The 14,009-nt window shown below is 54.4% G+C and carries 13 protein-coding genes; 11 read left to right on the plus strand and 2 right to left on the minus strand.

Annotated features, from left to right (window positions below):
• The 6 genes from NTZ04_03895 to NTZ04_03920 form a co-directional block, all read left to right on the plus strand.
• The coding region (locus tag NTZ04_03895; protein MCX5991458.1) for a 3-hydroxyacyl-CoA dehydrogenase family protein at positions 1-860 on the plus strand (860 nt) is incomplete at its 5' end.
• 352 nt (positions 861-1,212) lie between these two features.
• Positions 1,213-2,364, plus strand: a complete 1,152-nt coding sequence (locus NTZ04_03900; protein MCX5991459.1) for a thiolase family protein — start codon at positions 1,213-1,215, stop codon at positions 2,362-2,364.
• The gene (locus NTZ04_03905) at positions 2,361-3,608 is read left to right on the plus strand and encodes a hypothetical protein (GenBank protein ID MCX5991460.1); all 1,248 of its coding nucleotides are present in this window, start codon (positions 2,361-2,363) and stop codon (positions 3,606-3,608) included. Before NTZ04_03900 ends, NTZ04_03905 begins: the two co-directional genes overlap by 4 nt.
• Before the next feature lie 5 nt (positions 3,609-3,613).
• Positions 3,614-4,117, plus strand: a complete 504-nt coding sequence (locus NTZ04_03910) for a zinc ribbon domain-containing protein (protein MCX5991461.1) — start codon at positions 3,614-3,616, stop codon at positions 4,115-4,117.
• A 46-nt stretch (positions 4,118-4,163) separates the two neighbouring features.
• Positions 4,164-4,634 carry a Zn-ribbon domain-containing OB-fold protein gene (locus NTZ04_03915; GenBank protein MCX5991462.1) on the plus strand — a complete coding sequence of 157 codons (471 nt, stop codon included), beginning with the start codon at positions 4,164-4,166 and terminating at the stop codon, positions 4,632-4,634.
• A 66-nt stretch (positions 4,635-4,700) separates the two neighbouring features.
• On the plus strand, positions 4,701-5,639 hold the full coding sequence (locus NTZ04_03920; protein ID MCX5991463.1) for a 3-keto-5-aminohexanoate cleavage protein: 939 nt from the start codon (positions 4,701-4,703) through the stop codon (positions 5,637-5,639).
• Positions 5,640-5,742: 103 nt separating this feature from the next.
• Here the strand turns inward: NTZ04_03920 and NTZ04_03925 are convergent, their stop codons facing one another.
• Complete coding sequence (locus NTZ04_03925; protein ID MCX5991464.1) at positions 5,743-6,504, minus strand: cyclase family protein; 762 nt, start codon at positions 6,502-6,504, stop codon at positions 5,743-5,745.
• A gap of 570 nt (positions 6,505-7,074) precedes the next feature.
• Between NTZ04_03925 and NTZ04_03930 the strand changes: the two genes are divergently transcribed.
• Together NTZ04_03930 and NTZ04_03935 are read left to right on the plus strand one after the other, a co-directional pair.
• Positions 7,075-8,238: an acyl-CoA dehydrogenase family protein gene (locus tag NTZ04_03930; protein ID MCX5991465.1), complete on the plus strand. Its 1,164-nt coding sequence runs from the start codon at positions 7,075-7,077 to the stop codon at positions 8,236-8,238.
• A gap of 15 nt (positions 8,239-8,253) precedes the next feature.
• Positions 8,254-8,913 carry a cupin domain-containing protein gene (locus NTZ04_03935; protein MCX5991466.1) on the plus strand — a complete coding sequence of 220 codons (660 nt, stop codon included), beginning with the start codon at positions 8,254-8,256 and terminating at the stop codon, positions 8,911-8,913.
• Positions 8,914-8,922: 9 nt separating this feature from the next.
• On the opposite strand, the gene NTZ04_03940 is transcribed toward NTZ04_03935, so the two are convergent.
• A complete protein-coding gene (locus tag NTZ04_03940; protein ID MCX5991467.1) occupies positions 8,923-9,495 on the minus strand; it encodes a nitroreductase family protein in 573 nt (190 codons plus the stop codon).
• Between the two features lie 125 nt (positions 9,496-9,620).
• Here NTZ04_03940 and NTZ04_03945 point away from each other — a divergent pair, with 125 nt between their 5' ends.
• From NTZ04_03945 to NTZ04_03955, 3 genes are all read left to right on the plus strand, one after another.
• A complete protein-coding gene (locus tag NTZ04_03945; GenBank protein MCX5991468.1) occupies positions 9,621-10,523 on the plus strand; it encodes a 4Fe-4S ferredoxin in 903 nt (300 codons plus the stop codon).
• A gap of 35 nt (positions 10,524-10,558) precedes the next feature.
• Positions 10,559-11,866 (plus strand): FAD-dependent oxidoreductase, encoded by a 1,308-nt coding sequence (locus NTZ04_03950; protein ID MCX5991469.1) that lies wholly within the window; start codon positions 10,559-10,561, stop codon positions 11,864-11,866.
• A 251-nt stretch (positions 11,867-12,117) separates the two neighbouring features.
• Positions 12,118-13,710 (plus strand): long-chain-fatty-acid--CoA ligase, encoded by a 1,593-nt coding sequence (locus NTZ04_03955; GenBank protein ID MCX5991470.1) that lies wholly within the window; start codon positions 12,118-12,120, stop codon positions 13,708-13,710.
• Positions 13,711-14,009 lie beyond the last annotated feature (299 nt).

Raw genomic sequence — 14,009 nt, forward strand, 5'->3', positions numbered from 1 at the left:
TCAGCAAAGCGGCTGTGATCGGCATGGGTATGATGGGGTCTCAGTTGGCCGAAATCCTGGCACTCGGGAAGATCGAGGTGGCAGCCGTAGACGCCACCGACGAACTGGTGAAACAGGGTTTACGTGGGATAGATGCCAGGCTGGACCGTTTCCTTGTGTCCAAGGGCAAGATGAGTCCGGAGGAGAAAGCGGCAACAATGGGGCGAATCAGAGGATTCACTGCCATTGAGGAGGCAGTCAGGGAAATCGGTTTCGGAATAGAAGCTGTCCCCGAGAGGATGGTTCTCAAGAAGGACGTCTTCCAGAGGATGGACAAGCATGCACCACAAGATGCAGTTCTAGCCTCGAACACATCCTTTCAAAACATCTCGGAGATGGCCTCGGCTACCGCCAGGCCAGAACGCGTGGTGGGGATGCATTTCTTCAACCCCGTTAACAGGATGCGGCTGGTGGAGGTGACCAGGGGGGCCCGCACCTCCGATGATACTCTTGACACCGCTTGCGCACTGGTGCGCGAGCTCGGAAAGGAACCGGTGGTCTGCAAGGACACCAGCTATGGATTTTTAGCCAACCGGGCCTACACCCCCATGATTATGGAGGCCGCTCAGATGGTCTGGGAGAGAGTGGCTCCACCAGAGGAGATAGACAAAGCCCTGAAACTGGGTTACAATCTTCCGATGGGTCCACTGGAGATGGTGGACTTCGTTGGAGGGTGGCCCATCTTTGTCTCGTCCGAGCAGGATGCGATAAGGGAACTGGGGCCAGAGAAAGGCCGTTTGAACCCGCTGGTCAGAGCCATGTCCAGAGCTGGATACACCAAGATCTATGACTACTGGAAGGACGTGCTGTCCAAGTGGTAGTCGGAGAGGGAGCATGTTTGGCGCGATGCTGCGTGACAAGAAGGACAGGGTGAGTTGGATAGTCCGTGGTATCGCACTTTGAGGTCTGATTTCAAAGCACATTCCACAATGGGCACATGGTCCTCATGATGCTCGGCTAGGCGATCCAAAAGCAGGAACCCAGAAGGGGCCCCTACCATGGTTGGACAGATTGACAGCCAGATGATATTTGGGATACCATGCAATTCCACTTGGCGATAGTGGAATGCATCCTCGGCCTGGAATTAGGGGGAGTCAGGGTGCCAAGACCTGTCAAGACGTTCACTACTCTCGAGCCTAGAGTGTTCATCCCCTGGATTGTGAGGAGGTGAAAATGCGGAGAAGAGTGGCCATAGTCGGATATGCTCAGTCTCATCACCAGCATAATATGCAGAAGACCAGAGAGGACATGGTCTTCGAAGTCTGCAAGGAAGCCTTGCGCCATGCCGGCATCCTAAGAGAGGATCTGGACACAGTCATCACCGCCTCCACGGATTTCCTGGATGGGAGGACTATTTCAAGCGTCTTTCTCAGCATGGCTGTCGGAGCTTTCATGAAGGATGAGTCTAAGGTGGAGGAAGACGGGACCTTTGCGCTCTACTATGCCCTGATGAGAATCCTCGCCGGCACCCATGATGTGGCCTTAGTAGAGGCGCATACCCAGGGCTCTACCATGAATCCGCATCAAGTAAGCTGCTACACCCTCGACCCGCAGTTCGACCGGCAAATAGGTGTGCTCAATGACATTGCGGCTGCCGCTTTGCAGGCGAGGATGTGCATGCACAGTCACGGTGTGTCCGAGGAGCATCTAGCCATGGTGGCCGTCAAGAACATCTCCAACGCCGCCGCTAACCCCAACGCACACAGAAAGATGCCGAAGGTGACCGTGGAGGAGGTGATGGGCTCGAAGGTGCTCTGTGATCCCATCAGAGAACTGATGATGTCTCCCATCAGCGACGGCGCGTGTGCGGTGATACTGGCCTCGGAGGAGAAGGCCAAGAAGATCACCGGCAAACCGGTGTGGATAGAAGGGATCGGTAGCTGTCAGGATGCCTATCTTCGTGACCGAAACCTCCAGAGACTCGATTCGCTGCAGGCGGCCGCCAAGACGGCGTACAAAATGGCCGGCATAAAGGACCCGTCATCCGAGCTGGATGTCGCTGAGGTCTCCGAGAAATTTGCCCATGAGGAACTGATGATATACGAAGCCCTTGGCCTGTGCCGGGAGGGTGAGGGAAAGAAGTTGCTTGAGAAGGGGACAACCGCCAAGGGAGGTAAGCTTCCGGTGAATCCAAGCGGTGGTGCACTGGGTGCTGACCCCGTCTGTGCCACCGGGTTGATAAGGGTGGTAGAAGCAGCCAAGCAAATAAGAGGGGAGGCGGTTGGCTATCAGGTGCCCAAGGTCAAGAGAGCTCTGGCCCATGGGCAATTCGGGATGTGTGCTCAAAAGAATACGGTTCTCGTGTTGGGAGGCAACGGATCATGAAGAGAAGAAATGTTGCCATAATCGGCTGTGGGCAAACCAAACACTCGAGTAGGCGGAGAGACGTCAACGTTGCCGAAATGGTATCAGAAGCGGTCTATAATGCGCTGGAAGATGCCCAGGTCAGTAGGCGTGATGTCGACGCCTTTGTGGTGGGCAATATGCCGGGGTTCGGTGGTGTCGCCCAGCCAGAACAATGGATCGGGGAATCGATTGGCGCCGCGGGGAAACCGGTCATCAGGATCGCCACCGGTGGAACCACCGGGGGATCAGTCGGTCAGGGTGGTTACTATGTTGTGGCCTCGGGACTTCACGATCTGGTGGTGGCTGTCGCCTGGGAGAAGCATTCGGACAGCAAGGAGGCCGGTGCTACGACCGGTCTTCTCCATGTAGGGCTCGGCAACTTCTTCCACGCCGCCAGTTACGGTCTGAGTCTCAAGAATTTGGTGGCCACCTCGGTGGTGGGAGCAGCCGCCGGAGTCGCCGTATATCAGGCGGTGTTCTACATGCATAGATCGGGCTGCCGGATCGAACACCTAGATATGGTGGCGGCAAAGTGCAGGCGAAATGCCGCCAAGAACAAGTATGCCCATCTTCAGTGGCCGGGATGCACGCCGGAGGACATCGCCAAGACAGAGATGGTCACCTACCCGTTCAGATATGGGCACATCTGCCCGGCCAGTGACGGCGCCTCCGCCATTGTCGTCGCTGACGAAAGCCTGGCCATGAAGACAGGTAAGCAAGTGGCGTGGTTCAAGGGCCTCGCCTCGTATACGGACGAGGAAAACCAGTTGCAGAGTGAGAATTTCGGTGGGGTGGGAGTGACTGATCCCTCTGAACAAAGGGGATGCTGGCTGTCAGCCATGAAGGCCTACAAGATGGCGGGAATAGGGGATCCAAGAACGGAGATTGATATGGCGGAGGTATATCAACCGTTCCCCAGCCAGGAGCTGTTCTTTTCCGAAAGATTGGGCCTCTTTGACGAGGGCACCGCGTGGATGGCTCTTGAGAGGGGCGAGACAGAAATAGACGGGATAATGCCCCTGGACCCATCGGGTGGTGTGAACGCCACCAATGCCATTGGGTCCTCTGCCATGCAACGCATTCTTGAGTGCGCCCTCCAGATAATGGGGAAGGCAGAGGAGCATCAGGTCCCCAAGAAGGTGAGGAATGCCGTCGCCCACGGCTGGGGAGGCGTAACCAACTACAGCACCGTGACAGTTCTAGGGGATACACCCGGGAGGTAACGAAGATGGGATACCTGAAGGACGAACGGCCGACGACAATAGGTGTGGAAGGCATATGGAATCTGGGCGCATACCACTACAAGGGCTCCAGACTGCTGGAAGAGTATGGCGCGGGTCTCAAAGAGAAGAAGCTGATCGGCTCGTTTTGCCCCGGCTGCGCCAAGGTCATTGTGCCTCCCAGAAACCTGTGCGGAAGGTGTTACCGCAAGATGGATGGGCGAAAGACCGTTAGTGACAGGGGGACAATTACCTGCTTCGTGATCAGCCCCCCCATATACAAAGGCAAACTGAAGGTTCTGGGCATGGATCCCGTGGAAGCAGGCTTGGTGAAAGACGGGCAAATAGTGATTCCGGTCTTCGTCAAGTTCGATGGCTCTGACTCGAATACTGATACCGTCCTGCTGAATGCGGAGCCCAAAGCTGTTCACATAGGCATGAGGGTCAAAGTTGTCTGGGCGCAAGAGTTGAAGGGCGGCCTGGGCGACGTCGAAGGAGTTGAGCCTCTCTAGCAATAGGCAGACGTGACCATCAACTGATGGGGGAGGGACAGAGACTATGGAAGGCAAATCCGAGATAGTTGAGGTGAAGACCTTTCCGTTCCCAGCCCGCTTTGACTGGGCAACAGGCCCGGCGATGCAGAGGTTCATCCAGGCACTAGCCGGCAGAAGAGTCCTCGGAGCGAAATGCCCCGGGTGTGGATACACCTATGTGCCCCCCAGGTCCAGATGCGGCAGATGCCATGCCGTAATCGAAGAGAAGAACATGGTTGACCTCTCCGGCGAAGGTACGCTGGTAAGCTATACGAAAGCGCACGTCAAAATGGATGGCAATGGGAACTTCCAGGATCTGGAGAAACCCATGACAATCGGAGCGGTGAAGCTGGATGAGGCAGATTCCCTGCTGTTCCTGCCTGCCGAAGGGGTCAAGGCGGCGGATCTCAAGGAGGGTCTCAAAGTCAAGATACAGTGGCGGGAGCAAACCAAGGGAGAATTGGCAGACATCAGGGGTTTCGAACCGGCTGGGTAGGCACGGCAGGCGCGAGCTGCCGTTGCCTTGGACTACTTCAGGAGAATACGAAGGAGGTTAGAAGAAATGGCAAGCTGGCCCAAAACCATTATCACCTGCGCTCTGACAGGATCTGCGGTGGCTCCATGCCAAACACCTTATCTGCCGATAACTCCGGACCAGCTAGCTGATGAAGCATACAGAGCGTACAAAGCTGGAGCGGCGGTGGTACACGTCCACGTCAGAAAACCAGAGGACGGCAGTTCAACAGCCGATTTGAAGATCTGGAAGGAAACCCTCACCAAGATCAAGGAGAAATGCAACGTAGTGATCTGCCCCACCACCGGCGGCGGTTTTGGGATGACCGCAGACCAGAGAATAGCAGTTGTCCCCGAGTTTGAGCCCGAAATGTGCTCCCTGGACGTTGAGAGCATGAACTTCGCCGTCTTCCCGCTCGTAGAGAGGATCAAAGAATTTAAATACCCCTGGGAGAAATTCGTAATGGAGGCGTCGAAGGACTACGTTTTCAAGAACACCTTCGCCGACCTGGAAGTCTTCACCACGGCCATGAAGAAGCACAATGTCAAGCCGGAGGTCGAAGTCTACGGTACAAATGGAATCGCTAACGCAGGCTTCCTGATCAGAGCAGGACAACTGGGTCTGCCGATGCATATACAGTATGTCCTCGGAGTTTTGGGGGGTTCAATGGCCACACCATACGAACTCATGCACCTTCAGACGGAAACGCTCCGATGGCTGGGTGCAGGCAACTTCACCTGGTCCGTCATCGGCGTCGGCTATCCCGCGGAGTTCCATCTTGGAGCGGTGGCGATGGCCATGGGTGGCCACGTGAGAGTAGGGATGGAAGACAACATATACGTGAAGCACAATGTGCTGGCAAAGAGCAACGCGGAGCTGGTGGAGAAGATTGTCAAGATCGCGGAGCTCTTCGAAAAGGAAATCGCCACGCCCGATGACGCCAGGCAGATGCTGGGGCTCAAGGGCGGCGACAAGGTGAAGTTCTAGACGCCCCAAGGGTTCGAGCAGATCTGAAACGTAGCGTCAAGAAGTGACGACCATGCAGGCGTGGCCGCAGCTAGCTTGTTGGCTCGTAGCTTGGGGGCATGCTTCAATCCTCCACCATGGCCACCACGCGGCTCCAGGCAGCGCTTCCGCCGGTAAGTTTGACCGGGAAGCAGACTACTTTGAAACCAAAGGGGCGTGGAAGCTGGTCCAGATTGGCCAGTTTCTCGATATGACAATACTCCTTCTCTATGCCGGCATAATGTGCTCCCCACAGCAAGCCTTTCTCGCCTGTCCGAGCGAACTCTTCCTTTAAGGCCCAAAACGGTCGGTCCCACCCCCAGGCATCAATTCCCATCACCCTGACGCCCTTCTCTATCAGCCAGATCGTGGAATCCCTGGTCATACCACACCCGGCTTCGAAATACTCCCGTCTCCCCCACAGTTTATCCGCGCCAGTCTGTATCAGGACGATGTCCCAGGGCTTGATATCGTATTTGACTCCAGTCAAAGCTCTCTTAAGGTCGTCAACGCTTACGCCCGAGCCGCGCGGCTTGTGTCTCATGTCCAATACCACGCCATCGCCATAGAACCACTCCAGCGGCATCTCATCGATGGTCCTGGCCTTCTTGCCCTCGCACACAGGGGAATAATGCCAGGGTGCATCGACATGGGTTCCAGAATGGGAAATAATGTTCACCGCGTCATTGGCCCAGCCCAGCCCGTCGGGCAGATCCCTCTCGTTGCACCCGAAGAAAGACTTCATGACCTCGACGCTTAGCCGATGTCCCTGATGTCTCACCTCCACCGGAAGGGGTTCACTGGGACTGGATTCCGTGGGCACGCTCAGATCGATCAGTCTTCTCATCTCACACCCTGCTTCTCTCCTCGCTTCGAGTTCTTCTAGTAACCCGAGGTGCGAGGCTATGTCTGTCTCTTGCCCTGTTTCGGGAGGTTCTGACCCCCCGGTCTTTCATTAGCAGAATTATGGACCGGTATGATACCGAGGGCAAGCTGCACAGCACTGTCCCATCAATTGCTGCTGCATCTCGTGGTTGAACAAGATTCTCCCCCTTCTCACAGGGGGACATCTTCACTGAACCACTGATGGGTGTCATTATCCTAGAACTACCACAAGTCTATTGACGCAACATGTACCCTTTGTTACACTGGGGCTAGAGCAACTGCCCAGAATCTCATACAAGGTTGGGGGAGGGCAAATATGCCCGCGGGTGTAGCGGCAGCGACTTCGAGATATCAGCCCCGCCTCTTCGAGCACAACTCTGGGTATTGGACATCCTCAACCGACGTAGGACAAGGCCCGAAAACAGTAGGCAGAATCAGGACGATGTCGATAGTGGCAAATGGCAGCCGGAGGCGCTGCCTGCATCCAGGGTAAGCAGCAGAGAGTCCTAGTTCAGAGGCGTAACTAATGGCGTTGGATTTCGATCTAACAGAGGAACAAGACCTGACACGTCGGGCTGTGCGGGATTTCGCCGAGAGTGAAATAGCACCAGTGGCGCAGAGACTGGATGAACGCGAGGAATTCTCGGTGGAACTCACGCAGAAGATGGCCAGAATAGGTCTTCTAGGCTGTTGCGTTTCAGAGAAGTATGGCGGGGCGGGCATGGGATACGTTTCGTATACCATCGCCGTGGAGGAACTGGCCAGAATTGACGGTTCCCAGGCGGCCACTATCGCCGCAGCGAATTCATTGGGAGTCGGGCCAATCTACCAGTTCGGCAACGAGACGCAGAAGAGCAGGTGGCTTCCGAAGCTGTGTTCGGGGGAGATGCTGGCCGCGTTCGGTCTGACGGAGCCTGAGGCTGGTTCTGATGCCGGGAACTCCAGAACCACAGTGGATCTCCGCAACGGGAGATGGGTCATAAACGGAAAGAAGATCTTCATCACAAACTCGGCATGCCGGCTGACAGGAGTGGTGATAGTGCAGGGTGTAACCGGACGTCGTGCCGATGGGAAGCCGGAACTGAGTTGCATACTTGTTCCCGCTGATGCCCCCGGCTTCACCGCCAAAGAGATGAAAGGGAAGATGATGTGGCGGGCATCCAACACCGGGGAACTGTTTTTTGATGATTGCGCAGTACCGGAAGAGAATCTCCTGGGTAGTAGAGGGGACGGCCTACATCAGATGCTGGCCACCTTGGACAGGGGACGTCTGAGCATCGCTGCCATGGGGCTCGGCGGTTCTCAGGGCGCATTCGAACTGGCTCTGCAGTATGCCAACTCGCGGATCCAATTCGGCCGACCGGTGAGTTCTTTTCAGGTTAATGCGTTCAAGCTCGCGGATATGGCGCTGGAGATCGAAGCAGCCAGGAATCTCCTATACAAGGCGTGCTGGCTTCTTGAAAAGAAGCGCCCCTTCAGCCTGGAAGCGGCCATGGCCAAGCTGTACTGTTCTGAGGTGATGCACAGGTGCGTGCATAGCGCAGTGCAATTGCACGGAGGCTACGGCTTGATGAAGGACTTCCGGGTCGAGAGACTCTATCGTGATCAGAGACTGATCGAGATCGGAGAGGGCACATCGGAGATCTTGAGGATTGTAATCGCCAGAAATATCGGCGTAGCGGGTAGAGGTATGTAGGAAGAGGGGAGCAAAATGGAGAAAGAGGAAGGGAAACGCAAGCGCACAAACGACAAGGCTGAGGATTTCATTACGCATCCTACTCCGACGGATCGCGCAAAGGCTGGCTCGAAGGAAAGAGAATCTCTGGGGGATAGGATCAGGGAAACTCGCGAGATACACCACCTCACAATTCGAGAACTCAGCAATCGGACGGGGATAGATACGGATGTTCTGAAACGCATAGAAGCAAACGAGATGATCCCCCCTCTTGGAGAACTGGTGAAGCTCGGGAAGGCTTTAGAAACCAGAATGAGTTTCTTCATTTCGCCAGGGACTGACAAACCCATGACTGTGGTTCGTGCCGATCAACGCAAAGAAACCTCGCGCCATTTTGGCAAGAGAAGCGAGCGCTATGGCTACTTCTACGAATCCCTGGCCCCAGAGAAAGCCAACCGATTCATGGAGCCCTTCATGATAACCCTCACACCTGCTGAAGAAGTCCAGCCATCTACTCACGATGGCCAGGAGTTTCTGCTTGTACTTGAGGGACAGATGATGGCACAGGTCGGTGGACAGAAAGAGTACCTCGAGCCCGGCGATGCCATCTACTATGATTCCAGTGAGCCGCATTTCGTTAAATGCGTCGGTGGTAAAGAAGCCAAGGTACTGGCTGTACTTTATCCGGGAAGATAATCGCTGTTACTAAGGATCGAGAATCACATCCCCTAGTGTCCGCTTCGGCACATGATGTACTTCTTCGCTATCACGCCAGTATTTTGTGCATCCGCTAGGCTCAAGGCTCTCAACTACCACCTTTTCCTTAGGCTTACCAAGCGCGAATACAAGTAGGATCTCGTAGCGATCTGGTATTATGAGCACTTGGCGCAGGTTTGGCTTATTGATGGCTCCGATTATGCAACCTCCCAGACCCTTCCCAGTCGCACCCAGAAGCATGCTCTGGGCAGCTATCCCGTGGTCACAATGCAGGGGATGCTCTACTTGTTTGTCTTCAAGGATTACGATGTATGCAGACGGTCTTTCGCCCTCGGGAGGGCCTGGCCAATTCTCAATAGAGCGAGCCCAGGAAAGGTTCTGAAACACGAGGGAGTTCTTCTTCGGGTCGCAGGACAGAATGTATCTAAGTGGCTGCATGTTTCCCGCTGAAGCTGAAAGCCGGGCAAGGTCAACAAGTTGTCGCAATGTCTCATAATCGACAGCAGTTTCCTGCCAGAAGCGTCGGTAGCTTCTATTCTTTTCTATCAAGTCCCGTAGCATGTTGCCACCTCACCTATGGTAGTTTTGGGTTTGGCGCAGATTTGCGGTATCATTCCTGCTGTATAATGTACACATAATGCAGCTTCAATAAGCTTTTCTCTCAACAAAACCGGAGATTCAGCAATATGAAGAAGTCGACCAGAAATGTCATTAAGATGCACGGATGGCGTGCAGATCGCGCCATCCACAATTATATCTACTTCGTATACTACCGTCTTTACGTGTCTCTTTTCCTCAAGACTGGCCGTTTCTTGGCAAGCAAGTTCCTATGGTTGAAGGGACTGCGTTACGCATTCAGATTCGTCTTTTCACGCTACCATGCCAAGGTGCTGACCGCAAGCGATGTCCACAAGATCATCACCCTAAACAAGGATTTGATAATCGGCCCGGATAAGAGCGAGCGCATAATCCCGTTTCACTATGCAAACCAGATCATTCTGAAGGAACCCGAGTTCATCGCAGTCATGGACTGTCCTTGTCGCCTTACCAGGGAGAGACCATGTCAGCCTGTGGATGTATGCATGGCGGTGGGAAGAACCACAGCAGAATTCTGGCTCGAACACGGCCAGAAGTACCATGTTAGGAAAGTCAGCCAGGTTGAAGCGCTCAGAATAATCAGGGATGCCCGCGAGCGAGGTTGCATTACCACAGCATGGTTCAAATTGGCCACTGGGGGGAGAACTGGCGTCATCTGCTCTTGTTGTTCGTGCTGCTGTGGCGGCATCGAAGCCATGCGCATAGCTCAGAGATTCGATAGGACTCTCTCCAACATCGCCCCGTCTGGTTATTCTGTGATTCATGATGCAAATAAATGCAGGTCATGCAAGAAGTGCGGTGAGATATGCATGTTCAATGCCATAACCTTTAGCCCAGATAATGTGCGCATCTATGATTATGCCGCTTGCATGGGGTGTGGGCTTTGCACAGAGAAGTGCAAACAGCAAGCCTTGAGCCTGGTTAGAGACCAATCTAAGGGCGATCCTCTGGATGTCGATTTCCTAAGGGAAACGCTTGAGGTCATCAGTTAGGATTGGCAGAGCGAATCGATGATGGGAGCAACATCATGAAAGATCAGACTCGGAAGCTTCAGACGGATGTTGTGGTAGTGGGTTCAGGACCTGGGGGAGCCACTGTCGCGCGAGAGCTGGCTAAGCAAGGGAAGAAGGTTGTCATTCTAGAACGTGGGAAGAACCCCAAATGGACCGGCAATATCTTGAGCACATTCTTCATCATTGACAAACGAAGCCTGCTGTTCCCCAAAGAAGGGGTGAGAGTAGGTAGAGCTTTGACAACGGGTGGTTCGAGCGTTATCTACTGCGGAACAGCGGTACCACCCCCAGACTGGATCAAAGCCAAATACGGGATTGATCTTAGCAAGTTCGCGGAAGAGGCGCGGCAGGAAATCGGCATTAAGCCTCTTCCTGAGAGACTGGTCGGTCCCGCATCGCGGCGAATAATGGAGGCGGCGCGCGATCTCGGGCTTAATTGGAATCCGCTGGACAAGTTCATTGACGCTGAGAGGTGTGAGCTGAAATGCCCTCACTGTATGCTGGGATGCTCAAGAGGTGCCATATGGACAGCCCGGAAATATGTTCAGGAAGCTGTTGACAGTGGAGCCACTCTCCTGAATCAGGCTCAAGTGCAGGAGGTTCTAGTTGAGAACAAACAAGCTGTAGGGGTCAGGGCATTGACTCCAAAGGGCCAGCTCACGGTTGAGGCCAAGAGCACAGTCCTGGCAGCGGGAGGGATGGCTACCCCTGTGCTTCTGCAACGTGCTGGTATATCCGACGCCGGACAGGGGCTCTTTGTTGATCCCCTGATCATCACCTATGGCAACTGTAAGGGCCCTAGCTCTACGCGAGATATCCCTATGACCGCGGGCACTCTGGAGTATGCGCCCGAGGGTATTGTCATGACCGACCTAGCTTATCCTTGGGCTTTCTATCTCTTGAATGCCTATTGGAAAGGATGGAAGTATCTTCCCAAGATTCTTGGGTATGGAAGCACCATTGGGATAATGACTAAGGTCAGGGATGGGCTGAGTGGGCGGGTGAACCCTGATGGCACCATCTCCAAGCCGATTACGGACGAAGAACGTGACAAGCTCGACAAAGGAGCCAGTATCGCGGAGAAGATACTGAAGGGGGCGGGGGCTGACCCGCGGTCCATCTATACAGCGCCGGTGGGAGCAGCGCATCCTGGGGGGACAGCTCGCATTGGACAAGTAATTGATGCTGAACTGGAGACTCAAATAGGGAACCTTTATGTATGTGACTCTAGTATCATCCCCGAACCATTGGGGCTCCCTCCGGTCTGGACTCTAATCGCCTTCGGGAAACGCTTGGCTCGCAGATTGGGCTCCGTAGTGTAGAGTGATGGTAGATCAGTGTCCCTCCAGTCCGTTCTCCGCGATCGAACTCGCTATTGACATCTAAGACTGCCTTATGGTAAATGAGTAACACGTGGTATGGAATCATTCCAGTTCCTGTGCAATTCCTACACTGTTCGTTTCCGCCAGCACTTGAATCTGTTCTGTCTAAGATGAGGCAATCAGCCTTGAAACATAAGCAGCAGTCTCAGCATCGCGGCCACGTCCGACAAAAAAAGATAGGGAGGTGACTAATGAAAGGGAAACAAGCGATACGGCAGGAACTGGGGAGAAGGCTCCTTCTGGGAGAGATGATGGCGCGCAACTCGCGCAAGTTCCCCAACAAAGAGGCACTGGTGTATGGCGATACTCGTCTAACCTACAGACAACTGAATGCCCGCATCAATCGACTGGCCCATGCTTTGATGGACCTGGGTGTCACGAAGAATGACAAAGTAGCCATTCTGGCCTACAACTGTAACCAGTTCATGGAAACCTACTTCGCTCTCGCCAAGATTGGCGGCGTGGCTGTGCCGATCAACTGGCGACTGCATCCGGAGGAGATGACGTACATCGCAAGCCAGTCTGATGCGAAGGCTTTGATTGCCGGGGAGGATTTCTTGGAAACCGTCAAGGGAATCCAGAAGAATCTGCCCCAGGTAAAGACCTACATATCCCTCGGTGAGAAGCCGGTGGAAGGGATGCTGAACTTCGAGAAATGGATTTCGGGATATTCCGACGATGAACCTCTCATTCTTGTTGATGAAGACGACCCGCTGTTCATAATGTACACCGCTGGAACCACTGGCAGGCCAAAGGGCGCAATCATAACTCACAGGAACGAGATGGTGCTGTGGATGCTGGGGGCCTCCTTTGTGCTGACTGAACCCGGCATGTCTAACCTCTGGAACTTCCGGGCGTTAGGCGCTCCGCCCATATTTCACCTGGCGTCCTTCGGCTTCTGCCAGTTCATGTTCTTCGTAGGTGCGACAGTAGTGCTGCCGACTAAGGTCTTCGATCCGGTGTACATCATGGAGACGATAGAAAAGGAGAAGATCAATGCCGTTGTTCTGGTGCCCGTGATGACGGCCTTTGTTCTCATGGTGCCCGATCTTGGCAAATACGATACCAGTTCTTTGCAGGTGTGGGGTTCGTCAGGATCAATTCTGCCCACAGAGACGCGGAAACAAATCAAGAAGTACTTCCCCAATGTGAAGATTTTCGACCTGTTCGGCCAGACTGAGATGAGCGCATTGGTCGCCGGTCTCCTGCCCAGTGAGACCGAGGGGCGAGAGACATCAGTAGGCAAGATCCTGCCCTTCATTGAGATACGCGTTGTGGACGACGAAGACAACGACGTCCCTGCGGGTGCCGTCGGTGAAGCAGTGTATCGCTCGCCCACAGTGATGAAGGAATACTACAAAGACCCGAAAGCCACGGCGGAGTCCATGAGAGGCGGGTGGTTCCACGGTGGCGATTTGGTGAAGCAGGATGAGCAAGGTTACATATACATCGTCGATCGAAAGAAGGATATGATAGTCAGCGGCGCAGAGAACATCTATCCGGCTGAGGTCGAGGCGGTACTCTCTAAGAATCCAAAGATCATGGAATGTGCCGTTATCGGGGTTTTTGACCAGGAATGGGGTGAGTCAGTCAAGGCCGTAGTTGTTCGCAAACCAGGCGAGACGGTGACTCAAGAGGAGGTCATCGAGTTCTGCAAGTCCCATCTGGCCAGCTACAAGAAGCCGAAGTCGGTGGACTTCGTGGATGCTTTACCGCGCAACGCCATGGGGAAAGTGCTGAAGAAGGAGCTCAGAGAGAAGTACGGGAAATCGGTCAGATACTAGGAGCTTGGGTCACGACTATTTGCCCAAAGCTAGGCTGGGCGCAAGCGAACGGTTGTTTTGTGCCTAACTTATCCGCGTTGTCCGAGTGGTGACCCACCCTCCTAGGCCGAAACTGGCAACCAGCCACGGCAATTCTGGTTCAGAGGCAAAAGGACAACCCCATCTTCTCCAGCGTTTCCGGGCTTGGCCGCCCAGTCGTTGCATCCCATCCAAACTCACCGTAGGCGCCCAAGAGCATTCTGCGAACATCGGGGACATGAGCTTCTGTCCCGCCGTCTTTTAAGGGCTCCAGGAGCAGG

The organism is Chloroflexota bacterium, from assembly GCA_026389585.1.
GTDB lineage: Bacteria > Chloroflexota > Dehalococcoidia > UBA2247 > RBG-13-53-26 > JAPLHP01.

What these genes read in the sequence shown, in the direction of transcription:
- NTZ04_03910 (MCX5991461.1), top strand. Translation starts at nt 3,614, where the DNA reads ATGGGATACCTGAAGGACGAACGGCCGACGACAATAGGTGTGGAAGGC.
- NTZ04_03950 (MCX5991469.1), top strand. Translation starts at nt 10,559, where the DNA reads ATGAAAGATCAGACTCGGAAGCTTCAGACGGATGTTGTGGTAGTGGGT.
- NTZ04_03955 (MCX5991470.1), top strand. Translation starts at nt 12,118, where the DNA reads ATGAAAGGGAAACAAGCGATACGGCAGGAACTGGGGAGAAGGCTCCTT.
- NTZ04_03925 (MCX5991464.1), bottom strand. Translation starts at nt 6,504, where the DNA reads ATGAGAAGACTGATCGATCTGAGCGTGCCCACGGAATCCAGTCCCAGT.
- NTZ04_03940 (MCX5991467.1), bottom strand. Translation starts at nt 9,495, where the DNA reads ATGCTACGGGACTTGATAGAAAAGAATAGAAGCTACCGACGCTTCTGG.
- NTZ04_03900 (MCX5991459.1), top strand. Translation starts at nt 1,213, where the DNA reads ATGCGGAGAAGAGTGGCCATAGTCGGATATGCTCAGTCTCATCACCAG.
- NTZ04_03935 (MCX5991466.1), top strand. Translation starts at nt 8,254, where the DNA reads ATGGAGAAAGAGGAAGGGAAACGCAAGCGCACAAACGACAAGGCTGAG.
- NTZ04_03915 (MCX5991462.1), top strand. Translation starts at nt 4,164, where the DNA reads ATGGAAGGCAAATCCGAGATAGTTGAGGTGAAGACCTTTCCGTTCCCA.
- NTZ04_03945 (MCX5991468.1), top strand. Translation starts at nt 9,621, where the DNA reads ATGAAGAAGTCGACCAGAAATGTCATTAAGATGCACGGATGGCGTGCA.
- NTZ04_03920 (MCX5991463.1), top strand. Translation starts at nt 4,701, where the DNA reads ATGGCAAGCTGGCCCAAAACCATTATCACCTGCGCTCTGACAGGATCT.
- NTZ04_03905 (MCX5991460.1), top strand. Translation starts at nt 2,361, where the DNA reads ATGAAGAGAAGAAATGTTGCCATAATCGGCTGTGGGCAAACCAAACAC.